The organism is Aeromonas sp. TS_SC_11 (assembly GCF_057318915.1).
In genome coordinates, this window is the sequence record NZ_CM170470.1 from 4306205 (window position 1) to 4332006 (window position 25802).

At 57.0% G+C, this 25802-nt stretch carries 24 protein-coding genes and 1 riboswitch; of the genes, 6 read left to right on the plus strand and 18 right to left on the minus strand.

The genetic code is table 11. The features are described from left to right. Positions 1 to 197: 197 nt before the first annotated feature. The 4 genes from AC1P02_RS19880 to AC1P02_RS19895 all read right to left on the minus strand — a co-directional run bounded on the left by AC1P02_RS19880 (position 198) and on the right by AC1P02_RS19895 (position 5236). Complete coding sequence (locus tag AC1P02_RS19880; protein ID WP_265457067.1) at positions 198 to 1541, minus strand: sigma-54-dependent transcriptional regulator; 1344 nt, start codon at positions 1539 to 1541, stop codon at positions 198 to 200. Next, positions 1538 to 2572, minus strand: a complete 1035-nt coding sequence (locus AC1P02_RS19885) for a sensor histidine kinase (protein WP_059168693.1) — start codon at positions 2570 to 2572, stop codon at positions 1538 to 1540. Before AC1P02_RS19885 ends, AC1P02_RS19880 begins: the two co-directional genes overlap by 4 nt. A gap of 106 nt (positions 2573 to 2678) precedes the next feature. After that, entirely contained in the window at positions 2679 to 4100 is a 1422-nt protein-coding gene (locus AC1P02_RS19890) for a sigma-54 dependent transcriptional regulator (RefSeq protein WP_485183051.1), read from the minus strand. Positions 4101 to 4366: 266 nt separating this feature from the next. Continuing rightward, positions 4367 to 5236, minus strand: a complete 870-nt coding sequence (locus AC1P02_RS19895; protein WP_448763984.1) for a DUF2726 domain-containing protein — start codon at positions 5234 to 5236, stop codon at positions 4367 to 4369. 190 nt (positions 5237 to 5426) lie between these two features. Between AC1P02_RS19895 and AC1P02_RS19900 the strand changes: the two genes are divergently transcribed. The 3 genes from AC1P02_RS19900 to ppx all read left to right on the plus strand — a co-directional run bounded on the left by AC1P02_RS19900 (position 5427) and on the right by ppx (position 9563). Continuing rightward, positions 5427 to 5939, plus strand: a complete 513-nt coding sequence (locus tag AC1P02_RS19900; RefSeq protein WP_219597487.1) for a glycine cleavage system transcriptional repressor — start codon at positions 5427 to 5429, stop codon at positions 5937 to 5939. Positions 5940 to 6013: 74 nt separating this feature from the next. Further along, positions 6014 to 8083, plus strand: a complete 2070-nt coding sequence (gene ppk1 / locus AC1P02_RS19905) for a polyphosphate kinase 1 (protein WP_485183053.1) — start codon at positions 6014 to 6016, stop codon at positions 8081 to 8083. Further along, a complete protein-coding gene (gene ppx, locus AC1P02_RS19910; RefSeq protein ID WP_058394200.1) occupies positions 8073 to 9563 on the plus strand; it encodes an exopolyphosphatase in 1491 nt (496 codons plus the stop codon). Before ppk1 ends, ppx begins: the two co-directional genes overlap by 11 nt. Positions 9564 to 9648: 85 nt before the next feature. On the opposite strand, the gene mgtE is transcribed toward ppx, so the two are convergent. From mgtE to AC1P02_RS19980, 14 genes are all read right to left on the minus strand, one after another. Then, the gene (gene mgtE / locus AC1P02_RS19915; RefSeq protein ID WP_005320192.1) at positions 9649 to 10992 is read right to left on the minus strand and encodes a magnesium transporter; all 1344 of its coding nucleotides are present in this window, start codon (positions 10990 to 10992) and stop codon (positions 9649 to 9651) included. A 122-nt stretch (positions 10993 to 11114) separates the two neighbouring features. Next, a riboswitch (M-box (ykoK) riboswitch) is annotated at positions 11115 to 11284 on the minus strand. 210 nt (positions 11285 to 11494) lie between these two features. Then, complete coding sequence (flgL, locus tag AC1P02_RS19920) at positions 11495 to 12703, minus strand: flagellar hook-associated protein FlgL (RefSeq protein ID WP_087755349.1); 1209 nt, start codon at positions 12701 to 12703, stop codon at positions 11495 to 11497. A gap of 4 nt (positions 12704 to 12707) precedes the next feature. Next, on the minus strand, positions 12708 to 14708 hold the full coding sequence (locus tag AC1P02_RS19925) for a FlgK family flagellar hook-associated protein (RefSeq protein ID WP_059168696.1): 2001 nt from the start codon (positions 14706 to 14708) through the stop codon (positions 12708 to 12710). 3 nt (positions 14709 to 14711) lie between these two features. Continuing rightward, positions 14712 to 15803 (minus strand): flagellar assembly peptidoglycan hydrolase FlgJ, encoded by a 1092-nt coding sequence (gene flgJ / locus AC1P02_RS19930; protein ID WP_485183056.1) that lies wholly within the window; start codon positions 15801 to 15803, stop codon positions 14712 to 14714. 43 nt (positions 15804 to 15846) lie between these two features. Continuing rightward, positions 15847 to 16944 carry a flagellar basal body P-ring protein FlgI gene (locus tag AC1P02_RS19935; protein WP_485183058.1) on the minus strand — a complete coding sequence of 366 codons (1098 nt, stop codon included), beginning with the start codon at positions 16942 to 16944 and terminating at the stop codon, positions 15847 to 15849. Between the two features lie 8 nt (positions 16945 to 16952). Continuing rightward, entirely contained in the window at positions 16953 to 17624 is a 672-nt protein-coding gene (gene flgH / locus AC1P02_RS19940; RefSeq protein WP_485185496.1) for a flagellar basal body L-ring protein FlgH, read from the minus strand. Between the two features lie 60 nt (positions 17625 to 17684). Further along, a complete protein-coding gene (gene flgG / locus AC1P02_RS19945; protein WP_005320202.1) occupies positions 17685 to 18473 on the minus strand; it encodes a flagellar basal-body rod protein FlgG in 789 nt (262 codons plus the stop codon). Positions 18474 to 18487: 14 nt separating this feature from the next. Continuing rightward, entirely contained in the window at positions 18488 to 19234 is a 747-nt protein-coding gene (flgF, locus tag AC1P02_RS19950) for a flagellar basal-body rod protein FlgF (protein ID WP_005320205.1), read from the minus strand. Between the two features lie 142 nt (positions 19235 to 19376). Continuing rightward, positions 19377 to 20717 carry a flagellar hook protein FlgE gene (gene flgE / locus AC1P02_RS19955; RefSeq protein ID WP_017412904.1) on the minus strand — a complete coding sequence of 447 codons (1341 nt, stop codon included), beginning with the start codon at positions 20715 to 20717 and terminating at the stop codon, positions 19377 to 19379. Between the two features lie 10 nt (positions 20718 to 20727). After that, complete coding sequence (locus AC1P02_RS19960) at positions 20728 to 21456, minus strand: flagellar hook assembly protein FlgD (RefSeq protein WP_005320209.1); 729 nt, start codon at positions 21454 to 21456, stop codon at positions 20728 to 20730. Positions 21457 to 21471: 15 nt separating this feature from the next. Then, complete coding sequence (gene flgC / locus AC1P02_RS19965; protein WP_005320210.1) at positions 21472 to 21891, minus strand: flagellar basal body rod protein FlgC; 420 nt, start codon at positions 21889 to 21891, stop codon at positions 21472 to 21474. Continuing rightward, a complete protein-coding gene (gene flgB, locus AC1P02_RS19970; protein WP_005320212.1) occupies positions 21891 to 22289 on the minus strand; it encodes a flagellar basal body rod protein FlgB in 399 nt (132 codons plus the stop codon). Before flgB ends, flgC begins: the two co-directional genes overlap by 1 nt. Before the next feature lie 63 nt (positions 22290 to 22352). Further along, complete coding sequence (locus AC1P02_RS19975; RefSeq protein WP_005320215.1) at positions 22353 to 23177, minus strand: CheR family methyltransferase; 825 nt, start codon at positions 23175 to 23177, stop codon at positions 22353 to 22355. Between the two features lie 18 nt (positions 23178 to 23195). Beyond that, a complete protein-coding gene (locus AC1P02_RS19980) occupies positions 23196 to 24107 on the minus strand; it encodes a chemotaxis protein CheV (protein ID WP_021139249.1) in 912 nt (303 codons plus the stop codon). Between the two features lie 222 nt (positions 24108 to 24329). On the opposite strand from AC1P02_RS19980, the gene flgA reads away from it, so the two are divergent. The 3 genes from flgA (at position 24330) to AC1P02_RS19995 (ending at position 25759) form a co-directional block, all read left to right on the plus strand. Next, positions 24330 to 24935 (plus strand): flagellar basal body P-ring formation chaperone FlgA, encoded by a 606-nt coding sequence (gene flgA, locus AC1P02_RS19985; RefSeq protein ID WP_058394317.1) that lies wholly within the window; start codon positions 24330 to 24332, stop codon positions 24933 to 24935. 90 nt (positions 24936 to 25025) lie between these two features. After that, entirely contained in the window at positions 25026 to 25346 is a 321-nt protein-coding gene (gene flgM, locus AC1P02_RS19990; protein WP_005320221.1) for a flagellar biosynthesis anti-sigma factor FlgM, read from the plus strand. Further along, complete coding sequence (locus tag AC1P02_RS19995; RefSeq protein ID WP_485183064.1) at positions 25343 to 25759, plus strand: flagella synthesis protein FlgN; 417 nt, start codon at positions 25343 to 25345, stop codon at positions 25757 to 25759. The genes flgM and AC1P02_RS19995 overlap by 4 nt, the downstream gene beginning before the upstream one ends. Positions 25760 to 25802: the final 43 nt, after the last annotated feature.

Below are 25802 nucleotides of genomic sequence, written 5' to 3' on the forward strand. Positions count from 1 at the left end.
AACCAAGCCGGGCAGCCAGGGACAAGGGTATTGCTCACCCCCACCTTCCCGCAAACAGGCGAGCCCTTCCTTTTGGACAACAGAGTCAGACCATGAGGGTCACGACAGTTTCCACACCACCTTGCAACCCAGAGGGGCTCCCGGCCACCTGATAACCAGGCCAAGCAACCAGGGCCACGACGGGGTCGACCCCATACTCAGGCGGGAAGATCTATCCCCGCCTCCCGCATCTGGGCCAGCTTGTAGCGCAGGGTGCGCGGGCTGATGCCGAGCCTGTCGGCCACCGCCTTGCGACTGCCGTTGCAGTCTTGCAGAGTGTCGAGGATGATCTGATGCTCCTGCTGCTTGAGCTCGCTGCCCAGATGCTCGCCACCGCTGAGACGCTCGCTGCTGGTGAAACGGATCTCCTCCTCGTCCACCTCTTCCAGGATCAGGTGCTCGCAGCCAATGAGGCCATCCGGACTCAGGATCAGGGCACGTTGTACCACGTTGTCCAGCTCGCGCACGTTGCCGGGCCAGGCGTGGGCCAACAGACGTTCGCGAGCCCTCTCTGCCAACTGCGGCGTCGGCAGGCCCTGCTGGCTGGCATGCAGTGCCAGCAGGTGTTCCGCCAGCGGCAGTATGTCGCCGGGCCGCTCCCAGAGCGCGGTCCAGCGCAGGGGGAAGACGTTGAGACGGTAGTAGAGGTCCTCGCGGAACAGACCGTCCTGCACCGCCTTTTTGAGATCCCGGTTACTGGTGGCGATGACCCGCACATCGAGGGGGATCATCTTGCGACTGCCGAGCCGCTCTACTTCTTTTTCCTGCAATACCCGCAGCAGCTTGGCTTGCAACCCCAGATCCATCTCGGTGATCTCGTCGAGCAGCAAGGTGCCGCCCTGGGCCTGCTCGAACTTGCCGGGGCAACCCTGCACGGCACCGGTAAAGGCACCCTTCTCGTAGCCGAACAGGGTCGCCTCCAGCATGTTTTCCGGGATGGCGGCGCAGTTGATGGCGACGAAGGTTTGTTCGGCGCGGCTGGAGTTGTCGTGAATGTAGCGAGCCAGCACCTCTTTACCGGTACCGCTCGGGCCAGTCACCATGACAGTGGCTTCGCTTCTGGCCACCCGGGTCGCCAGCTGGAACAGTTCGGCGGTCTTGGGATCCCCGTATACCACAGCGCGCTTTTCTACTTTCTGGGCTGGCACATAGCGGCTGACCTGATTGAGCAGCACTTCGGGGGAAAACGGCTTGGCGAGATAGTCGATGGCACCTTCCCGCATGGCGCGCACGGCACCGTCGATGTTGGCGTAGGCCGTCATCAGCAGCACGGGGATCTGCGGATATTGCTGGCGGATAGCGGCCAGCAGGGTCAGGCCATCCATGCCCCCCATCTGGATATCGGAGATCACCATATCAAAGCTTTGGCGCGACAGCGCCAGCAGGGCGCGTTCGCCGCTGTCCGCTTCACGACACTCGTAGCCGCCGAGCAAGAGTGTATCCACCAGCGCTTCGCGCAGGCCATTGTCATCTTCTACGACCAGAATACGGGCCTGAGTCATGCGACACCTCCAAGCTGCATCGGTTGCTGATGCAGAGGGAACGACAGAGTAAAGCAGGTGCCTTCAGTGGGCACTGAGGCCACGCTGACCTCCCCCTGATGGGCACGCACCACAGATTGCACCACCGCCAGGCCCAGGCCAGTGCCTTGGGAGCGGGTGGTGAAGAAGGGTTCGAAAATCTGGTTGAGCAGGTGGGCGGGCATCCCCTTGCCATTATCGAGGATGCGCATCTCCACCCGGGCGCCGCTGCGCACCGCACTCACCAGCAAGGAGGTGGCCCCCGCCTGCTGGGCGTTGGCGATCAGGTTGTTGATAGCCCCCGCCAGTGCACTGCTGTTGGCGAGCAGGCAGAGATCCGGCTCCGGCGCCTCCATGTGCAACTCGCAGCCCTGCTGGTTGCAGAATGCCTCGGCTCCGGCCTGTACCTCGGCCAGCAACCCCTGTACCGAGATGGGAGTCACCACCTGGTTGTCACCGTTGCGAGCGAACAGCAATATGTCGTTGATCTGTTTCTCGAGATCTTGCAACCTGGCCATCAGTTTTTGCTGGAACTGGCTGCGGGACTCGGGTTTCAAGGTGCGGTTGGCAAGATTGGCCGCATAGAGCATGGCGGCAGAGAGTGGTGTGCGGATCTGGTGGGCCAGCGAGGCCGCCATGTTGCCAAGGGCAGACAACCGCTTCATGTGGTTGACTCTGTCCTGCAATTTGCGGGTTTCGGTCAGATCAGTGATGAATACCAACTGGCCAGGTTGATCCGGCAGCGGCTGGGTCGAGAGCTGCACCCGCCGTCCGTCACGCAGGGAGATCTCGTGACCGTCATCCTCACGGGGCTGGAAGCAGCGGTCGATGATCTGGCGCCAGGCCTGACCTTCCAGCGGCTCCCCCAACAGTGCCAGGGCTGCCGGGTTGGCACGGGTGATGCGACCCTCGCCATCGAGCAGCAATACACCGGTCGGCAGCGCCGTGAAGATGGCATAAAGCTGGCTCACCTCGTGAGACTGGAGTGGGTTGTCCTGCTGCTGGGCTGTCATAAACCTGACCTCAAACTGGCGATTAGGTCAGGTTATTCAATTTCCATGCCACTAAAAATATCACTATAAATCAAAGTTTTGAATATAAGCGTCAAGGCTTTGACCTTTATACTTCCTTGCTCATGCCGTACTTTTTCATCTTCTCCACCAGCGTGGTGCGACGCATGCCGAGCAAGTCGGCGGCGCGGGCCACGACACCATCCTGGGACTCCAGCGCCTGGCGGATCAACTCCACCTCCAAGTCGGCCAGCATCTCCTTGAGATTGACCCCCTCCTCCGGCAGCTGCATGGCGCGGGCGTGACTGTTGTGCATCTCCAGCTCGGGCGGATCCTGGAACACGGCGGCCAGCGCATCGCGCTCGTCCATTTCGGTCAACCGCTCATCCCTCGGTTCGCACGGCAGCAGACGATAGCGGCTCGGCAGGTCGGCCACATCGACGATCTGTTGCGGGTAGAGAATAAGCAGCCGCTCCAGCAGGTTGGAAAGCTCGCGCACATTGCCGGGCCAGGGGTATTGCATCAGGGACTCCATGGCGCGCTGGGTCAGGCGAATGATGCCATGATGCTGCTCGGCATGACGGTTGAGCAGCTCCTGCAGCAACAGCGGAATGTCGTCGACCCGCTCCCGCAGCGGCGGCGTCTCGATGGGAAAGACATTGAGGCGATAGTAGAGATCCTCGCGAAAGCCCTGGGTGCGGATCATCACCTCCAGATCCCTGTGGGTCGCCGCTATGATGCGCACGTCCGCCTGGATCGGCTTGCCACCGCCGACCCGATCAAACAGCCGCTCCTGCAACACCCGCAGCAACTTGACCTGCATCGGCAACGGCATGTCACCGATCTCGTCGAGGAACAGGGTGCCACCCTGTGCCAGCTCGAAGCGGCCGCGACGGGAAGCGATGGCGCCGGTGAAGGCCCCTTTCTCATGACCGAACAGTTCGCTTTCCAGCAATTCGGCCGGGATTGCGCCGCAGTTGATGGGCACGAAGGGACCGGCGCAGCGTGAAGAGAGTTCGTGAATGGCGCGGGCGACCACCTCTTTACCCGTCCCGGACTCCCCCAGGATCAGCACGTTGGCGTCGGTTTCGGCCACCTGACTGATGAGGCGGCGCACCTCCTGGATGCCACGCCCCTTGCCCACCAGCAGACGCAGCAGGGCCTGGCCCTTGTCATGGGTCTGCTGGCGAGGATGCAAGGAGACAAATGCCTGACAGAAATGCAGATACCGAGTGAGGGATTCGTAGGTGAAGGGAGCTTCGGCGACACCGATGAAGTTGCTGTTGGGGAAATCAGCCGGAACCAGCGACAAAAACGGAATGCGGGGAAAGAGGGTCAGCAATTCGTCCAACGGACGACCGGTCAAGGCACCGGCCAGCACCCCTTGCAGCGGGCCGGACGTTTCGATAGCCACATCCAGCTCGCTCTCGGCAATCTCCTGCCAGGGGATCCCCATAAACGAGAGCACAGTGCCCAACTGTTGGCGCCGCTGCGCATCGGCATCAACAATCAATACTCCCATCGCCATCATATCCATCCCTCTTATAATAGACGTAACTTATTGTTTTAATGTGCTTCTGTGGTCAAGCCACGCACCTTATGCAGGTCGCACAAAGTGCCAAAATTCCGACGCATTGTCAAAATTTGTCGCATTTGACTTAAGTTTATCGACGCAACTGCGTAATAAGATAAATTTTGTCGCCTCTTTTTTGATGAGGCATGGGGCGCTACCGCGAGGCAGGGATATTGACTGCATGTTTCCGGCCCACTGACAGGCCGGGAACATGCAACAAGGGATCAGTGACGGGCGTTGGTGTGGGGGGCGGCGTAGCGACACTCGGGGAAGCGGCTGCACGCCATGAACAGGCGACCGGCATGGGGACCTTTTTTGGCCTCCCGTTCCACCAGCGGCGCATCGCAGCGGGGACAATGGGGTGCCTGGTGCGAATGCAAGTCCTCTTCGTCCTCTACCTCGGCAAACAAGTTATCCACCAGCTCGCTGTCGGCGGTCGAGACCAGTGCATTCCTGACCGGCGTGGTGATCACAGGGGACGAGCTTGAAGGCGAGCGTCCCCCATGGCGGGTCTCGTCCATGTCGACACCGTCCAGCAGCAAGGGGCTGAAGGTTGGCTCGCGGCGCTCACCCGGCATCACATTGTCGACCAGCGGTGCAGTTGTCTTGACCAGCAGCGGCAGGATCTGCTCGCGCAGCTCTTCCACCTGATAATGGGCACTCGCCGGGATCTGCAACAACGGCAAACCGGCACTGTCGCAGGCGGTTTTCAGGAAAAGGTCGCGGGCCTTGCGTTTCTGATGTCGATGAGAACTGTCATCGAGCTCGATGGCGCAGATAAAGGAGAGATCGGCCGGGTGGCAGAGCAGATAATCCAGGTGCTTGGCGCTGATCTTGTTGAAGTGTTGCTGCCATTTGCTTTTGCCAAGCCCCGCCTGTGGCGTCAGCACATCGGCCACCCTCACCTTGGCAAAGACTCGGGCCTTATCACCGACAGCCAAATCCAGCACACCGAGGAAGGAGCGCTCGGCCGGGCTGAACAGGGCCTCCTGCAGATCATAGGGTAACGCCTTGCCTCTCTTGCTTCTGGTCCAGAAGACCACCAGCAGGAGCAGCACCAACAACACCAATCCCGATACGACAAGGGTATTCATGAATGCACTATCCAGTTCACAAAACGAAAGAGGGCATCACTCTACCACAGGGGTCAGATACCCGGCAGCGCTGAAACGTGGCACAAACCTCCCCTATGGTTTTTTTCAGCCTATTTAGGCCGAACGGGGCTTCATATGGCCTGCCACAGCAGGCACAATGCTACAGAAACCCAATTCCAAGGAGAGCAGGATGCAGAAGCAATTGGTCGTGACCGTGATCGGTAAAGACAAACCCGGCATAGTCGAGAGTCTGGCGGATGTCATCACACAGCAACAGGGCAACTGGCTGGGCAGTTCCATGAGCGAGCTGGCCGGGCAATTTGCCGGCATCCTGCACGTCACTGTGCCCGATGAGCACTACCGCAGCCTGTGTGAGTCCTTGGTAATGTTGCCCGGCCTCACCGTCAGCTTTGCCGAAGGCCAGCTCGGCCAGGAACCGGAACGCCAGGTCATGCTCAGCGTCACCGGCAACGACAGAGCAGGGATAGTGCACGAAGTGGCCAGCATACTGCGCCAGCTCAACATCAACGTGGCCGATCTCACCACGGGTTGCGAACCTGCGCCCCACTCGGGCGCCCCGCTCTTCTATGCTCACGCCTTGGTGGCCCTGCCACCCCAGCTGGAGCTGGACGATCTTGTGGCGGCACTTGAATCTCTATCTGACGATCTTGTCGTCGATATCGACCAGGCTTTCACCGACTGAGCGGATTGTCATCAATCTGTCATATTCACACGCCATAACTGCCGCGCAGACGCGACCTGATACAGAGGCATTAGATGAGCACCGACAAGCAGTATGAAGAAAAAGAGCTGAGCTGGCTCTCATTCAATGAACGGGTGTTGCAAGAGGCGATGGACAAGACGGTGCCCCTCATAGAGCGGGTCCGTTTTCTTGGGATCTTCTCCTCCAACCAGGACGAGTTCTTCAAGGTACGGGTGTCGGACGTCAAGCGCCGTATTCTCATCAATGAAGTACACGGCGGCGGCGACGAAGCCAAGGTGCTGCTGCGCGCCATCCAGCAGAAGGTGATGGCGCTCGGCGAAGCGTTCGACAACACCTACAAGGAGTTGTTGATCGCGCTAGCCCGCCACAACATCTTCCTGGTCAACGAGACCCAGATTTCCGAGTCAATCCATCAGTGGCTGCGGGTCTTTTTCAGAGAGAAGGTACTGCGCCACATCATTCCTATCCTGCTCAACAAAGAGATCAACCCGGTCAAGTTCCTCAAGGATGAGTACACCTATCTGGCCATCGAGATGAAGAAAAATGGCCAGGTGATCCAGTACGCCCTGGTGGAGGTACCGACCGATGATCTGCCCCGCTTCTTCCAGCTGCCGCCGGAAGGCACCCGCCGCAAGAAGCAGATCATCATTCTGGATAACGTCATCCGCTTTTGTCTCGACGAGATCTTCAAGGGCTTCTTCGACTATGACGAGATTGCTGCCTACGCGGTGAAGCTGACTCGGGATGCCGAGTATGACCTCTCCGATCAGCTGGATCTCAGTCTGGTGGACAAGATGAGTGACGGCTTGAAGCAGCGTCTCACTGCCATGCCGGTGCGCTTCGTCTACGAGCGGGAGATGCCCGCAGCCATGATAAGCTTCCTCAAGCTCAAGCTGCAGATCAGCTCCTACGACGCCATCATGCCGGGCGGGCGTTATCACAACTTCAAGGATTTCATCGGCTTCCCCAACGTAGGCCGGGACTATCTGGAAAACCCCAAGCTGCCGGCCCTTGAATGCCGCGACTTTGACGGCTTCGTCAATGCCTTCGATGCCATCGCCAAGCAGGACATACTGCTCTACTACCCGTACCACAAGTTCCACCACTTTACCGAGCTGGTGCGTCAGGCGGCGTTCGACCCTGCGGTCAGTGCCATTCGCATCAATATCTACCGGGTCGCCAAGAAGTCGCGGATCATTCACTCCCTCATCGATGCCGCCAACAACGGCAAGAAGGTGACAGTGGTGGTGGAGCTGCGGGCCCGTTTTGACGAAGCGGCCAACATCGACTGGGCCAACATTCTCACTGACGCCGGGGTCAAGGTGGTGTTCGGAGTCCCCAGCCTCAAGATCCACTCCAAACTCTGTCTCATTACCCGCCACGAAAATGGCGAGGCGGTGCGCTACGCCCATATCGGCACCGGCAACTTCAACGAGAAGACGGCCAAGATTTACACCGACTTCTCCCTGTTGACCCGCCACCCGGATATCACAGCCGAAGTGGAAGGGGTGTTCGAATACATCGAGTACCCCTATAAGCGTTACAAGTTCAACCACCTGCTGGTCTCCCCCATCAACAGCCGCCGTCAGCTCTATCGGCTGATCGACAACGAGCTCACCAACGCCAAGGCGGGACAGCCCAGCGGCATTATTCTCAAGATCAACAACCTGGTGGACAAAGACCTCATCAACCGCCTCTATGCCGCCGGTCAAGCCGGGGTACCCATCCAGATGATCATCCGCGGCATGTGCGCCCTGCGTCCCGGCGTGCCGGGCTTGAGCGAAAACATCAAGGTGATCAGCATCATAGACCGCTTCCTCGAACATCCCAGGGTCATGGTGTTTCACAACAAGGGCAACCCCCAGCTCTATATCTCCAGTGCCGACTGGATGAGCCGCAACATCGACGGACGAATTGAGGTGGCCACGCCCATCTATGACGAGCGCCTCAAACAGCGCATCATGGACATTCTCGAGCTGCAACTGAGCGACACCTGCAAGGCTCGCGTCATCGATGCGGATCAGAAGAACGAATATGTGAAGCGGGGTAACCGCCGCAAGATCCGTTCCCAGGTCGCGATTTACGACTACCTCAAACGCATAGAGTCAAACAATGGACAATAGCCTGTACGCCGCCGTGGATCTTGGCTCGAACAGTTTTCACATGGTGATCGCCCGCCTCAACGAGGGGCGTATGCAGATAGTTGATCGCATCAAGGAGCGGGTTCGGCTGGCGGAGGGGATGGATGAGCAACGTCGCATGTCGGCAGAGGCCATGGGACGTGGCCTCGACTGTCTCGCCCTGTTTGCCGAACGACTGACCAACATCAAGCCGGATCACATCCGTATCGCTGGCACCTATACCTTGCGCCGCGCCAGCAATGCCCGCGAGTTCGTGCGCGAGGCGGCCACTGTGCTCAACCATCCCATCGAGATCATCAGTGGCCAGGAGGAGGCGCGTCTCATCTATCAGGGCGTCGCCCACACCCAGCACATTGAAGGACAGGTACTGGTGGTGGACATCGGCGGTGGCAGCACCGAGCTCATCATAGGGGAAGGCTTCGATCACAAGGCACTCACCAGCCGCAAGATGGGCTGTGTCAGCTTCACCCAGCATTTCTTTGCCAACGGCAAGCTGAGCGAGAAGGCCTTCAACGCCGCCGTGCTGGAGACCCAACATCAGCTCGCCCCCATCATCAACCAGTATCGCAAGCTGGGCTGGCAGAGTTGCCTCGGTAGCTCCGGCTCCATTCGCACCGTGCGTGACGTGCTGCAGGGCGAAGGCTGGACTGATGGCAGCATCACACTGGCGGGACTGGAGCGTCTCAAGCGGGAGATGCTCGACCACAAGCGGGTCGATCAGTTGAAACTCGCCGGCCTGACCGAGGAGCGCCAGGAGGTGTTTGCCGCCGCCGTGGCCATACTGCTTGGACTCTTTACCTCTCTGCCCATAGAGAGAATGGAGTATTCGGACGGTGCCCTGCGCGAAGGGTTGCTGTATGAATTCGAGGAGCGCTTGCAGCACCACGACATTCGCGAGCGTACCGCGCTGGCCCTCTCCACCCACTATCGCATCGACAAGCGCCAGGCCAATCGGGTCGAGCAGAGCGTACTGACCCTGTTCGATGCGCTGAGCGGTCCCTGGGAGATGCCGGAGGAGCCCTATCGCGCCATCCTCGGCTGGGCGGCGCGACTGCACGAGATTGGTCTGGCCATCAACTACAGCGGCATCCATCGCCACTCCGCCTATATCTTGCAGCACACGGATCTGCCCGGCTTCAACCAGGACGATCAGGCACTGCTGGCGGCGCTGGTGCGGTTTCAGCGCAAGGGGCTCAAGCTCTCCGAGCTCCCTCCCCTGCCCAACCACGACGAGCAGACCGTGCTGCGTTGCATTCGCATCCTTCGCCTCGCCGTGGCGGCGCACCACAGGCGCCAAGACAACCTGTTGCCGGAATGGAAGGTGCAGGCAGCCGAAGATCAGCTGGTGGTCACCCTGCCGATCGATTGGTGCGACGAGAACCGCCTGCTGATGCAGAACCTGGAGAAAGAGCACCGTTATTGTCAGGAGCAGGGCTGGCCGCTGCTGTTCCAGCTGAGCTGATCCCCTTTCTCCACCCCGTAAACAGACAAGCAAAAAGGCAGCCTAGGCTGCCTTTTTGCTGTTATCCACTCGTTTTAACGGCGGCTTACTGCAGCTCGGGCAGCAACCACTTGGCCATCTCGAAATAGATGATGAGGCCGGTACCGTCCACCAGGGTGGCGATGAAAGGAGCAGAAACAACAGCCGGGTCAATCCGGAAGCGACGCAGCACCATGGGAATGATGGAAGCAACGGTGGCGCTCCAGAGCACGATGGCGATGATGGTCAAGGTCACAACCATACCGATCTCGGGGCCGACACCCAGGCTCCAGGCCCGGATCCATGCCGCAACCGCAATCGCTGCCGAGATAAGCAAACCGGTGGAGAGCTCCTTTTTCAAGACGGTCCCCAGGTTTCGCATGCTCACCTCCCCCACCGCCATGGCCCGCACTATGGTAGTGGTGATCTGGGTACCACTGTTACCACCGGTACCGATCAGCAGCGGTATGAAGAAGGCCAGCGCAATGGCGGCTTCAAGCTGCTCTTCGAATGCCCGCAGTACTGTGCCCGTATAGGCTTCTGCCACAAACAGGATAAGCAGCCAGCCCACCCGCTTGCGCCACAGTTGCCAGGGAGTCGCCTGCAGATAGGGCGTATCGAGCGGCGAGGAGCCACCCTGCATCTCGGCATCCTCTGTGGATTCGAGCTCCAGGATGTCGGCAGCATCGTCCACGTGGAAGATACCCACCAGCTTGCCCTTCTCCTCTACCGGTAGTGTCGAGATATCGCGGTCAATCAGCAAACGGGCAGCCATCTCCTGATCCGCACGCGCATTGATGCGCACCGTATCCCTGTCCATCAGGTCGCTGACGGGCAGTTGGGGATCGGCAATCAGCAAGGATTTGAGCGCGATACTACCGAGCAGACGATGCTCAGCGTTGACCACATACAGGTTCTGGAACAACTGGGCATTGTCCCAGGCATCGTGGATCAACTGCTTGGCACTGCCCACCGTCTGCTGATCGCTGATGGCCAGAAACTCATGGCGCATGTTGGCGCCAACCGATTCGGGTGGCCAGTCGAGCAGGGAGTAGAAGGTGGACTGAGCCGGCTCCGGGAAGCGAGAAAGCAGCATGGTGCGCTCGCTGCTGCCCAGTCGGCGCAGTATGTCCAGCATATCACGACGAGGGATAGCCCCTTGCAACACACCGATAAGGCTGGCATGCAAGCGCAGCAGCAGACGGCCGGCAACGTCGGCCGACAGTGAGCTCAGCAGGGCCGCGCCTTGTTCAGTGGGCAGGGTATCGAAGATACAGTTGAGCTCTTCCGGACGCAGGGTCAGCAGTTGATCGGCGCGCTGAACCGGATCCAGATTATTCTCCAGCCAGCCCTGCAGGGCGGCCAGATCGAGCAGTTGATGACGATTGAGTAGAGTCTGTGTTTTCTTCATCACAAGTGACCTCATGTGATTTCAGGCAGGGCCTGAGCGCGATCGGATATCCGGTCGCCGTCTGAAAGAAAACAGCAATTTGATTGACGAGTAATAGGCAGGAAATGACGCCGTCCGGCGTGTCATCATCCCCACGTACCAGCTTTAGCACTGCATAACGTATCCGGCATGCCGGAAGCCACTTGGGTTTACACCTTAATCCGATGAAAACTGTCCTGATCTTGGGCGTCTCTGGACGTCGTGAGATCAGTGGCCTTTGTTTATACAGGAGCCTCGCCTAACGAGATGCTGCAAAAAGTACGCACAACCCTTTGTTGTGCGGGCTGCATAATTATCGAATGCTCAATACGAGTCAAGCCACCAGGGCAAGGTAATTGGCCTGCTGCAATATCTTGTTACAATTAGGGCGAGAGTGGATTCATATGGGGGTTGGCAGTGGATATTCAGCAAATGGGCCCTGTCACCTGGCAATGAAATTGCGGTGACCGGGCCCGTGAAAATATCAACGAATATAATCAAACAGCGTCAGTTTGCTTATTTTGCTGAAAGAGAGCTGGGAGGCACTCAATGCCGCATCCTCTTTTGACAGGGTGGCGATCACTTCATACAAGTCCGCCTCGGATACCTTGGCCCTGGCTTGCTGATTGAGGGTACTCAAACCGTCGTTCGAGCCAAGTACCTGCTCCAGACTGTTCATCCTGCCGCCGATCTCGCCCAATCCCTGGTCGACATTCAAGCGGGCATTCTTCATGTGGGAAGTCGCATCCGCGACTTTTATCTGAAAATCGTCCGCTGAAATATTGGGGTCACGCAGAGCGGTAATAAAGTCGGACATGCCATCCAGAATATTGTTGTTCTGGGGGGGATCCAGTACAAAATCTTGCGCTGCACCGCCTGCAGGCAGATCCAGGGTCAGCTCCAGGCCATTGAAGGGGATCTTGTTGCCCGCGACATAATCACCACTTTGCAACAGGGTGCCGCCACCATCCCGTATTTCATACGTATCCGGCGTACCCGCGGCCGTGGTTACCGTATATTGGTTGCTGGCTAGGGCTGGATCATAATTATTGCGATAAAAACTGTCGAAATTTCCTTGGTCGGCCACCCCGACTTGAATATTGGCACTGGCAGCACTGCCGGTTCTGCGCGTAGGCACTACCTCAAACAAATTGAAGCCTGAATCATTGGCTGCAATTTGCACCGTCGGTGACACCTGAATATTGCGCTGGCCGGTATCTCCCTGAAAGAGATAATTCCCGCTGGCGTCTTTGATAAATGGCTGGGTCTTGCTCTGGTTGCCACCAAAAATAAACTCGCCCTGAGAGTTCTTGCTGTTCATCAGGTCAAACATCTGTTTTTGCAACCCTTCCAGCTCACTGGCAATCGCCAGACGGTCATCTGCGCTCACCGCGGAATCGTTGGATTTCTGGATCAGGGTCTGGGCACTGGTCATGGCGGTGTTGAGCGCGGTCAACACCGTCTCTTCATGACCCAGGCTGTTCTCAAGCAGGCTGCCATTGACGCCATACTGCTTGAATAGATCGATCTCCTTGGTCAGCGCCATCTTCTGGCTCATGCCGGAGGGGTCCTCCCCCGAGGTCTTGAACTTGTCCCCGCTCTGCAGCTGTTCATAAGCCGTGCTCAACCTTTCGTTGGCATTGTTCAGCGAGGTGATATTCCGGCTATAGACCATGTTGGTGGTAATACGCATGCACTTACCTCACTGAAGACAACAGGGTATCGAAGATGGTTTTGGCGGTGCTGACCACCTGGGCCGATGCCGCATAAGATTGCTGGTAGCGGATAAGGTTGGCCGCCTCCTCCTCCAGGCTCACGCCAGAGACGCTCTCGAAAATACTGGTGCTCTGGTTCAATTTTGTTTCGTTGGCCTTGAGCAAGGTCTTGGCCTGGTTGGTCTGGTTGCCTATCCCTGTCACCAGGCCCGAGTAAGCCTCGTTGAAGGTCATCTTGTCATTGCTGGTGCCGGCATTGGTGCTCTTACGCACCAGGTCCTTGTTTTGCAGCTCCGCCAGTGCCAACCCGTTGGCATTGTCGGCAAAACCATCCTGGTTGTAACTCAGGGTGAAACTGTCACTGGCCCTTACCGTACCTGTGATGCTGAACTCATAGCCAGGCGCCTGGGTCGGGTCGGCATAGACCTTGGGTCCCCCCAGCGGGCTCTCGATGGAGGCCATCAGATCCTGACCCTTGCTGGAAGCCGGCGCCACGCCGATGAGGGTAGTGCCATCTGCCGCATAGACTTCGTAGTTGCCGCTGCCATCTATCTTCACCACCTGGGGCGCTGCCGGATCCAGCGTATTGGTGCCAAAACCCGAACCAGTGCCTGTATTGAAGACACCGCCAAGCTTGATCTCGGCAGAACCGAAGTTGTCCTTGTGCTTGTCGACCTTGAGGGGGGATGCCAGCGCCAGATCCTCCGGGCGGGTGGCCGCTTGGCCCAATCCGGCTGCCGCCTGCTTGGTGGGTTGCAGCAAGATCCTGTCCCCTGCCGCAGGTGTGCCGGATAAGTCTATTTCGATGCCATGACCTGCCAGTTGGAAAGTGGCTGGTGGTGTGCTGCCAGTCGCCAGCGAGGTGCGGTTGCCATCCTTGTCCAGCGAGAACACCTCGTAACCGGTGGCGCTGCTGAACTGCACCTCGTAATCAAAGGTGGTGACCTCGGTGCCCTTCCCTGGCACGAAGCTGACTTTGGCGGCGCCAGTGCCTGTGTTCTGCTCATAGGCCAGCCCATCGCTGGAGGCAAGGGAGAAGAGATCTCCTCCCAGCTCGTTATCCAGATCCATCCCCAACCGGTTCTGCCGGTTCATGGCATCGGCCATGGCCGCCGCCAACTGACCGAGCTCACGCTTGCTCGGCTCCAGATCATTGCGAGCGGAAAACAAGCCCCCCACTCCGCCACCTATGTCTTTGTCACTGATAGTGGTTTTATTGGCCCCCATGGTCAGCTGCAGCTCGGATTCCCGAGAATCCGGGTTACCCGACACAACACTGAACTGGGCGACCCCGCCATTGAGGACCAAAGAGTGGCCCGTTCTCATGTTGACCAGCATGCTGCCATTGGCCTGAGGCACTGTGCTGATCTCCATTTTTTCGGAGAGCTGACGAATGGCTTCATCCCGCTGATCGAACAGCATCAGATTCTCTTCCGGCGTTCCCTGGGTGCGGAGGATGGCCTGATTCAGATCATTGATGCTGTTGATGAGGTTGTTAACCTTCTTGGTCTCGTCACCTATGGTGGTGTTGATGGTGTCGGTCTGCTTGTCCAGCTGGGCTGACAGGGTATGAAAGCGGTTTACCATGCCGCTGAGCTCGCTCAGGGTGGTCTTGCGACCGGCGATGTCGGCGGGAGCCTCGTTGGCGGTATGGAACGCCTTGAAATAGGAGGTAACGGCTGCACCGACACTGTTGCTGGCATCCCCCAGCAAAATGTCGGTATTGGAGAGCTGCTCGTAGCGACTGGCCGAGGCGTAATAGGCGGATGTATCACGGCGCACCTCACCCTGGGCGTAGGTATTGATGACCCGATCGGTCAGCATGTCACCCGTGCCCATACCGACGGAATTGGTATATATCAGCGTACGCTCACGCACATAGCCCTGGCTGTTGACGTTGACTATGTTGTTGCTGGTGGTCTGCAGCAAGCGTTGCTGTGCCAACACACCCGAGGTACCAATTCCAAGCAGATCGCTTGCCATGACTTACAGCTCCATTTCTGTGTTGGTGGTAGCGGAGTAGCCAGCAATGGCATCACTGCGCAACACCTGTTTCAGTTTCCTGGCGTACTGGGGATCCGTGGCATAGCCCGCCTGTTGCAAGGCTTCAAAGTAACGGTCCGGACTGTCCACCTTGGCCAGGGCCCCTTTGTAACGGGTACCCGAGGTCAGGAAATCTACATAGTCGTTGAAGCTCTCTTCAAACGACTCATAAGAGCGAAATGCTGCCTTCTGGCGTGACGCCACCCCTTGTTCATACTCCAGGGTGCTGACCACCGCCTTGGGGCCTTGCCAACGCGGATCCGCCTTGATGCCGAACAGGTTATGGGTGATTTCTCCCTCTCCATTCTTGATCACCCGCTTGCCCCAGCCGCTTTCCAGTGCAGCCTGTGCCACCAGTACCGCCGGGCTCAGGCCCAACTTGTCCGCCGCCTTTTTGGCAAGGGGCATAAGCCGATTGACGAACTCTTCCGGGGTCTCGAACACCTGCGCCGTCTTGTCCAGCGCCTTTGATCCCCGTACAGCACGACCCTCTTGTGCCAGCCCCATGGGGGGAACTATCCGATGGGTGCGATGCGATGAGGCCAACGGCTGGGCAGCCTCGCCCATCTCTTTATCAGCAAAATCTTTGCCAACTTTTGAAGCCGAGATGAGATCGTTGGCCGCCGAGGTCGGTGGCTGGTAGGGTTTATAGACCCGTTCGGTACGCTGCGGCATCTTGAGCACCCGGCCATCGTGGCGGGTAAAGGTCTCGGGGGAAAACTGCTTGATCACCATGTCGGCCAGCCCCATGCCCCCTTTGCTGGCCATGTCGGACACCCGCTGCTCATCCAGCATGCCTTCATAGAACTGGGTATAGCTGCTGCTCATGGGATTGTCCTGGGTCAGCACCTGATTGGCCTGGCGCATCCCCTTGAACAGGGTCTGGGTAAAAATGGATTCAAACTGGCGGGCAGCGCTTTGCAGTGCGGCAGCCTGCCCATCCTTGCTCTGGCTCAACTGGCGCAGGCGATCCAGGTTCTTGATATCCTGCACCAGGCCCATGTTCATGCCGCTGTTGGTGTCAAACTCTGCCATTTTGCTTACCTCATTGCCGCCCGTGGCAACCCCTTGCCGCTTGTTACAGTATGACCAGCTGACCTTCGATGGCGCCTGCCTGTTGCAACGCCTCCAGGATCGCCATCAGATCGCCGGGAGCCACCCCGACCTGATTCACCGCCCGGACCAGATCATCCAGCGTCGCGCCAGTATCGAGCTTGAACATGCGCCCAGGCTCTTGCTGCACATTGATGATGGTGTTGTTGACAACGGCCGTCTCACCACCCGCCAGCGGGTTGGGTTGAACGACCTGCTGGTTCTCGGCGATGGTGACCGTCAAGCCGCCATGGCTGATAGCCGCAGGCTTGAGCCGCACCTTGCTGCCGATGACAATGGTGCCGGTACGGGAATTGACGATGATCTTGGCCGACTCACTGGCGGGATCCACCTCCAGGTTCTCTATGGTCGCCAGATAAGAGACTCGCTGCCCCGGATCCCGCGGTGCATAGACCTTGACCGAGGTGGCATCGAGTGCCTGCGCCGTGTTGGGTCCCACCAGATCATTGACCACATCCGCCAGGCGGCGAGCAGTGGTAAAGTCCGGCCGATTCAGGTTGAAGGTGATGGTATCCCCCTGGCCGAAGGAATTCGGTACCTCCCGCTCCACGGTCGCGCCGTTGGCGATACGGCCCACAGTCGGCGTATTGATCACCACCTTGGAGCCGTCGGCCCCTTCGGCTCCCAAACCACCCACCACCAGACTGCCCTGCGCCACAGCATAGACACGCCCGTCCAGCCCCTTCAGGAAGCTTTGCAACAGGGTGCCGCCCCGCAGACTCTTGGCCTCACCGATGGCCGATACGGTCACATCTATGGTCTGACCCGGCTTGGAGAAAGGAGGCAGGTCTGCATGGATGGCGACCGGGGCCACATCCTTGATCTTGGGCTTGATGTTATCCGGCACCTTGATACCGAAGTTGTTGAGCATGGTACGGAACGTCTGCTCGGTGAAAGCGTTGTTCTTCTCGCCAGTACCAGGCAGACCGACGACCAGACCGTAGCCAATCAACTGGTTGTTACGAACCCCTTCCACCGAGCTGATGTCCTTGATACGGGAGGCGTGGGCCATTCCCAAAGGCATCAGACAGCAGATCAGGGTCACAAGACGGAGTGACTTCATAACATCTCCTAAAGCGGCCACCAGGGGCCATTGAAAAAGCTGGTAAGCCACCCTTGCTCCTGGCTGTTGGCCAGATCACCGGTACCACCGTAATGGATACGGGCATTGGCGACCTTCTGTGACGACACACTGTTTTCGGACGTCACGTCTTCGGGCCGGATCATGCCGGTGATCCTGATGTATTCATTGCCATTGTTGAGCATGATCCACTTCTCGCCGCGCACCACCAGATTACCGTTGGGCAGCACCTTGGCCACGCTCACCGAAATATTACCCTGCAGACTGTTGCTCTGATCCGCCTTGGCCTGCCCCTTGAAGGCACTGTCTTGCGCTAGGGAGGCAGAGAGGTTGTACTTGCCCAGTTCAATCGGCACTCCGCCCAGCTGGCCTGGAGTGATGTTGAGCTTGTTATCCTTGCCACTCTGGGTATTCGCTTTCTTGGAGGCAGAGGTGGACTCTGCCAACTCTATGGTGATGATGTCACCCACTCTGTGCGCCTTGATGTCCGAGTAGATGCCGTTGACCTGATCGGGCTGGAAAATAGCCCCTGTAGGTCTGACCGACACGGGATCCGACTCCCCGTAAACGGGGGCAAACTCGGGATCATCCGGCTTGGCGGTATTGAGAGTGCTGCTGCAACCTCCCAGCGCCAGCAGTCCCAGCATCCATATGGTTTTCATCATGCGCCTCCTACTGATGTGCGCGAGATCAAAAATGAGTTCATGTCGTCCACAGCCAACTTAAGTGCGCTGGATCAGGAAGGACATCATGCCGTCCACCGCAGAGAGAACCTTGGAGTTCATCTCGTAAACTCGTTGTGCCTGAATAAGATTGACCAGCTCCTCGGTCACGTTGACGTTGGAGGTCTCCAGCATGCCCTGCTTGATGACTCCGAGCCCGTCTGCACCGGCTACACCTCCGATGGGCGCGCCGCTGGACTGAGTTTCGAGGAACATGTTTTCACCCATGGGCTGCAGACCGGAGGCATTGACGAAGTCGGACAGGTTGATCTGTCCCACGACTTGGGAAGCACCATCCCCTTTGAGCTGGATCGATACCTGACCATCCGTGCTCACAGTCACGCTCTGGGCATTTTCGGGGATCTGGATCTCCGGCTGCAGCGGATAACCGTTGCCCGGAGTCACTATGGTCCCTTCATCATTGAGGGTGAACTGGCCGTTACGGGTATAAGCCGCGCTGCCGTCTGGCAACTGAATTTCGAAGTAGCCACGGCCGCTGATCATCAGATCCAGCGAGTTGTCCGTGGTCTGCACGTTGCCCTGACCATGGTTCTTCTGGGTGGCCACTACTTTGGCACCGGCACCCAACATCAGGCCTGACGGCAGTTCGGTATCCGCCGAGGAGCGACCACCGGGCTGATTGATGTTCTGATAGAGCAGATCCTCGAAGATGGCACGGGATTTCTTGTAACCCACAGTGCTGGCGTTCGCCAGGTTGTTCGAGGTGACCGATATGTTGGTCTGCTGTGCATCCAAGCCGGTCTTGCTGATCCAAAGTGCAGGGTTCATGTAAAACTCCTTTATTAGCTGATGCGCAGCAACTGGGTTTGGGCTTCGTCATTTTCCTCGGCGGTCTTCATGATTTTGACCTGAGTTTCAAACTGACGTTGCAACCGGATTAGGTTGGTCATCTCGTCGACCACGTTGACGTTGCTGCCCTCCAGAGAGCCTGCAATCAGGCCCACAGTGGCCGAGGCCGCCTCATTCTGGCCATCCTTGCGACGAAACAGTCCGTCCTGGCCCTTCTCCACGGCGTCAGCCGCGGGTTTTACCAGCTTGATGCGCTGGAAGTCTTCCGGCAGGTTGGCGGCAGCCCCTTCAGGACGACCGCTGATGGTGCCATCCCGGTTGATCTCGATCTTTTCCATCGGCAACGGCAGCACTATGGGTTGGCCCCCATCATCCACCACGTTCAGACCGGTTGAGGTTTGCAGGTTGCCCGTTGCACTCAGTTGCAGGTTGCCCATGCGGGTATAGGCTTCCCCGCCTTTGGGATCCTGCACCGCAATCCAGCCCTGGCCGTCAACGGCCACGTCAAGATCTCGCCCTGTCGTCATCAACATGCCGTGCTGCAAGTTCTGACCGGGCCGCTCCGTCATGGCAAACACCCGGGATGGCAGCCCTTCACCGAACGCCTGCATACTGCGCGCCTGCTCGAAGTCAGACTTGAAACCGACTGTATTGGCATTGGCCAGGTTGTTGCCACGAACAGCCAGGCTATTCATGTTTTCCTTGGCCCCTGACATGGCGATGTAAAGCATGTGATCCATGAGATCCTCCGTCAAACCGATGACTCTGATCAGGTAAATGCAATTTGAGTGCCAACGTCTGTTGAATAAACGCCCACGGAAGGATAACGGAAAGGGAACAATAAAAAGGGGCGCCGAAGCGCCCCCTGTAACACCGTCATCATTAACGGATCTGCAGTATGGTCTGCTGCAATGAACTGTTCACTTCCAGCGAACGGGAGTTGGCCTGGAAGTTACGCTGGGCCGTGATGAGATTCACCAGCTGGGAAGTCAAGTCCACGTTGGATTGCTCCACCGCCGAAGACTTGATACTGCCCAAGGTGCCCGAATTAGGCGTACCGGGCAGCGCATCTCCAGAAAGCAGAGATTGGCGCCAGGAGGTATCGCCGACCTGAGTCAGTCCTTGCGAGTTGGCAAACTTGGCCAGCGCAACCATGGCAACCTTTAACGTCGTCGCATTGCTGTAGGTGGCAGAAACAATACCGTCCGGTGTAATCTCCACCTTGGTCAGATTACCCACAGTGGCGCCATCCTGGGTCAGTTTGGTGACGTTGAAAGGGGAGTTGTATTGAGTCACATCACTGAGACGAATTTCCACTGCCTGAGTGGGATCTGCACCGTTGTTAATAATCCCGGCCGCTGTGCCCAGCGTGACGGTTTTGATCGGGGCCGGTGGAGCTGGAATAGTAAGAGCTGGATCCAATTTTCCGCCGGAGGTAAACGTCATCTGGACGCCAGTGGGGATGCCTGGGCCCGGGCTGGGTGCACCACTAGCGATATCAATGGGCTTGTCCCCCTCATACATGTACATGCTCCAGGTACCCGGCGTCATTGGCGTCCCCGGAGTAACCGGATCCTCATGGCGGACAAAATACTTGGTGATCACATGGGGGGCGCCAAGCGAATCATAGATCGTCACGGATGTTGAGTGTGCAAAGGTAGCTGAGTTGGTGGGATCAAAAGCGGCGGGGTCCGTTGGCTTGGTTTTCGACTCAATACTCAAGTTAAAGCTTGCTTCCACCAGCTCGGTCATTTTAGGCTCGCCCGCCCGGTCCGGTACTTGAATCGGCTTGGTGGCGTTGATGCTCACCGCCTTGGGTGTCCCATCCGTGTTAATTTCATAACCTTGCAGATAGTGGCCCTGGTTGTTGACCATATAGCTGTTTTCATTGAGCTTGAAAGCTCCGGCCCGAGTGTAGGTGCGATCCAGATTGGTCAGACCGTCCGATGTGACGAAAAAACCATTGCCCTGGATCGCCAGATCCAGTGCGTTGTTGGTAAATTGCAGCGCCCCCTGATGAAACTGCTGGGCCACCGCCCCCGTCGCCACACCGTTGCCGACCTGTGTCTTGGCATTGACAAAGATCGAGTTGGCATAAACATCCGCAAACTCGGCACGGGACTCTTTAAAGCCCATGGTATTGACGTTGGCAATGTTGTTGGCGGTAACGTTCAAATCTTTTTGTGCCGCGTTGACACCGCTCAAGGCATTGTTAAATGACATATCCAGCTCCTTAGATCGATGCTGTAGGCGTGGTGGTTGGTGGTGTGGTGGTCGCTCCTGCAATCTGCAGGATACTGTTCAGGGTTGTTGTGCCAAGGCCTTTCAGATTGAGCTGTGTCGGGTTAGTTCCATTACCCAAGACCACACTATCAACCTTGCCATAAGCAAACGTAGCGATGCTTTCCGACTTTCCTTCCGAGTTGTTACCGTTGGCCTTGAGGACATATTTGCCTGACGCGACGGGCTCACCGTTCTTGTCTTTGCCATCCCAGGTAAACTCAACGTTCCCCTTTTGATCGCCCTCCAGAGCAAACTCCTTGATAACCTGCCCCTTCTCATCTTCTACGGTAATTTTGACGCTCGTGTACTTGTTCTCGACGCCGACAGCCACAACACCGCCAATGGAACCCTCGTTTTCCAGAAAACCAACGTTGCTCTGCAACAGCACATTTTGCCCCACCAGCGCAGAAGCTTGCAGCGCCTGGCTTGAGGTCATCAGAGTGTTGAGATTACCCATCTGGGTTGACAGGCTATTGATCCCCTCCGAAGTCGACATGGAGGTCATCTGGGACAACATCTGAGCGTTATCCACCGGCTTGAACGGGTCCTGATAGGAAAGCTGCATGGTCAGCAACTTCAGAAAAGACGCCTGATCCAGCTCTTTCTTCGGGGCCGTCGTCGTATCAGTGGTCTGGGTTGTGGTACGGCTGATGCCGTTCACACTACTTGTATCTGCCATCTGTGCTTACCCCTATCAGGACTTGCCGAGGTTGAGAGTCTGCTGCAACATTTTTTTGGCAGAATCGGCAACCTGCACATTGGTCTGATAGCTGCGCGAGGCATTGATCATGTCCGCCATCTCTTCAACCATGTTGACGTTGGGTTTGAAAATATAGCCATCATCGTCCGCCATGGGATGGTTGGGGTTGTACTCCTTGAGCAAGGGGGCCTTGCTCTCGACAATCCCTTTCACCTCGACCCCGACCGATGATTGCTTGTCTGACATCGCCTGATCCAGTTGAGCGGCAAAGATTGGCCGCCTGGCATGGTAAGTTTTTTCCACGCTGGAGCTGACGCTGTCGGCGTTGGCCATGTTGCTGGCCACCGTGTTGAGTCGAACAGACTGTGCACTCATGGCCGAGCCTGCAATGTCAAAGACCTTGAACAAACTCATTACTGTTCTCCTTTCAAGGCCTTCAACAGGCCACTGATCTTGCCGTTCATAAATTCAAGGGAGGTCTGGTACTCAAGGCTGTTGCGCAAGAACTCGCTGCGCTCCTGCTGCACGTCAACCGTGTTGCCATCACCGGTATCCGGCTGCAGGGGATTGCGGTACTGCATCAGACCAGGGGCATCCGATTGCAAGGCAAAGTGCTTCTCACTGGTGGTGGCCATACCAAACCCTTGCTGATGCTGGGCCTGTGCCAATGCCTCTGAGAAGTTGATATCCCTGGCTTTGAAACCCGGGGTATCTGCGTTGGCAATGTTGCTGGATAGCACCTCGGCACGCTTGGAACGAACGCCCAGCGTGTATTGGTGAATCCCGAATGCCTTGTCGAATGAAATTGCCATAGCACACCTCCTGCTTGATAAATTATTAGCAAGAGGTGTGCCAAAGAGGGATTTTAAGCGGGGTTATTTGACTTTGTAGACGATGCCAGGATTGCAACGGACCATTTCGAACCGATCGGTCAGACCAGCCAGTGACTCTGAGGCCCCCAGCATCAGATAACCACCAGGGTTGAGGCTGGCTGCGAACTGATTGAGGATCTTCGACTTCACTTCCGGCGCAAAGTAGATGAGCACGTTGCGGCAGAAGATGATGTCAAACTTGCCGAGCAGGCTGTAGCTCTCCAGCAGGTTCAGTGGCCGGAACGTGGTCAATTTTCTGACACGTTCCACCACCCGCATCTTGTTGTCACCATAAGGTTCGAAGAACAATTTTTTGCGCTCAGGTGACAAACCACGAGCCAGCGCCAGACTGTCGTACACCCCTTCCTTGCACTGATTGAGCATGGTGCTGGAAATATCGGTGCCCACAATCTGCACGCCACCGGGCAAGGTACCCGGCTTCTTGACCTGCTGTTCCAGCGCCGTCATGGCGATGGAATAGGGCTCCTGCCCAGACGAGGAGGCAGCCGACCAGATCTTGATCGGACGGCCACTCTTGCCCAGTTCAGGAAAAAGCTTGTCAGTGAGTAGTTGAAAGGGGTAAGTATCGCGAAACCAGAGGGTCTCGTTGGTAGTCATGGCATCAACCACTGCCATTTTCAGGTCACGCTCACGCACACTCATCGCTCGAGTAACCAGATCAGACAGACTCTCAATACCAAACTGAGTCATCAAGGGTGAAAGCCGACTCTTGACCAGATACTGTTTGTTGTCACCCAGCACGATTCCGCTCTGTACTGCCAGAAAGTTGCTGAATTGTTTGTATAAGTCGTCCGAAAGTGTCTTCATGCAGTTTGTTCTTCTTGATTAGAGTGCGCCTTGTACGGCTTTGGCCAACTCATCCGGTTGGAATTTGGCGATGAAATTGTTCGCACCGACTTTCTGCACCATGGCCTGATTGAACACCCCACTGAGGGATGTGTGCAGAATAACATGTAAGTCCTTGAGATTGGGATTGTTACGGATCTCTGCGGTAAAAGTATAACCGTCCATTTCTGGCATCTCGATGTCCGAGATCACCAAGGCAATCTGATCCTTGATGGGGCCATTCTTGGCCATCTCCAGCAACATGTTGAGTGCCTCACGCCCATCCTTGGCCAGCACACATTGCACGCCAATCGCCTCAAGGGCTCGCTGCACCTGCTTGCGAGCAACAGAAGAGTCATCTGCTACCAGTACGGGACGACCATGGGTATTGTGCTCAACACTGGCATCCACCAACTCGGCACTTACTTCAGTCGACACCGGGGAGATTTCGTTGAGGATACGTTCAACATCCAGGATCTCCACCAGCTCGCCGTCTACCTCCGTGACCGCAGTCATGTAGTTGATGCGCCCTGCCCCTTTGGGTGGCGGCAGAATGGATTCCCAGTTCATGTTGATGATGCGTTCAACCGAATGCACCAAGAAGCCCTGAACTGAACGGTTGTACTCGGAAATAATAATGAAACACTTGCTCAGGTCCTCGATGGGACGTTTGCCCACCGCCATGCTGAGATCAATCACCGAAATGGTCTGGCCACGGATGTGCGCAACGCCACGAATACAGGAGTTGAGCTTTGGCATGACGGTCAAGGGAGGGCATTGCAGCACTTCACGCACTTTAAATACGTTGATGCCAAATCTTTGACGTCCATTGAGACGAAACAACAGCAGCTCCAACCGGTTTTGTCCCACCAGCTGGGTACGTTGGTTGACCGAGTCCATAATACTGGCCATAAACACTCCCTAAAAACGCTTGGCATTAATCATGCATGCGTATTGGCTTGCGTCAGACTATCGATGTCACTACAAACGAATTCTGAAGCAAGCATAGTTAAATATGGTGATATGCGTGAACAACTTATCGGCCTGCGAGAGAAAATGATTAGTAGACTTTTCCTCATCTTACTGCTGTTTTGCGGCATATCTCACGCCACGGCATCCGAGGTGACCAGTTATCTGCAAGAAATGGCGCAAGAGTTTGTGCTCGGCCAGCTCGATATTCCACTCGATGCCCAGGCTCATGTGCAAGCTGCCTCCATTGATGACAGACTACCTTTGAGCCGCTGCGAGCAGCATCTTACCATCAGCCTTCCCGCCAGGATGGAGGTGCGTCGTAACACCACCGTCTACCTCAAATGCGAGGAAGAAAAACCTTGGGACCTCTATTTGCCGGTGCGCGTCAGCATCCAGAAACCCTATGTGACCGTGGCTACCCCGGTAGCCAAGGGCGACATACTCAGTGAGAGTGTCTTGACGCTGGCCTATCAGGATCAGACCCAGATCCGCGGTGATTATCTGAGCGATCAGGCCCCCCTGATAGGAGTACGCAGCAAACGGGAACTCAAGCCGGGTCAGCCCATACGGCTCAGCCAAGTCTGCGTGGTTTGCAAAGGCGACCAGGTCACACTCAGTGCAGAAAACAGCAGCATGCAAATCAAAACCATGGCCCGAGCCTTGCAAGATGGCAGCTTCGGAGACATGATCAGCCTCGTCAATATTCGTTCAGGAAAAACAGTGCAAGGGAAAGTCAGCGCAGTCGGCTCTGTCGTGGTCCCCTTCTGATATGTTTTTCTGGTTATTTTTTTCTAAAGTTCTGACGACGGTCACCGATAAACAGGTAAGCGAACAGCAAAGCAGACGAAGGTAAACACTATGGCTATTAACAATATCAACAACTTGGCGAATAATCGGTTGCAAAACACCGGTAACAGCCAGGGTGCCAACACCAAACAAGCGACCTCGTCTCCCGACAACCGTGCGGCGACTGTCAAGACAGACTCCGTCTCCTTGACCAATGAGGCGCAGCAATTGCAACAGATGCAGAAAAACCTCAACTCAGCCTCCACCGGCAATGAAAGCCGGGTCGAGAGTCTGAAGAAAGCCGTGGCCAATGGTGAATACCAGGTCAACAGCGAGGCGGTAGCCAAAAAGATGTTCAGCTTTGAATCCACTCTGGACAAGCTGCTCGGATGATGGATTTACCTTCGCTGCTGCACACCCAAGACGAATATCTCTCCCGGATGCAAGGTTTGCTGGAGGAGGAATTCAACCTGCTCAAGCAGCACCAAGCATTGGCGCTGCCTGAGCTGGCAGAGCGCAAGCAGAAACTGCTTGCAGATATTGAAGTGCTGGACCAGACCTTGGCCCGGCTGCCCGAACTGCAACAGCAGCTGTCGGCCTTTCCAGAGCAGATGACTACCCTGCGTGAAAAACTCGATGCCTGTCAGGAACAAAACGATGTGAATGGTCGCCTGCTCGAGCTCAGCATCGTCTCCAACCGCCGCTTGGCAAGCTTTTTGAGCCAGTTGCGGGATCGCAACTCCCTGACTTATGACGCCAAGGGCAACACCCGCTCCGGCACACGCTCATTCGGCATCAAGGCCTGATCCCTTTCCGCTCCCCCCTCGCGCAAGCTCTGCCTGTCGCCAA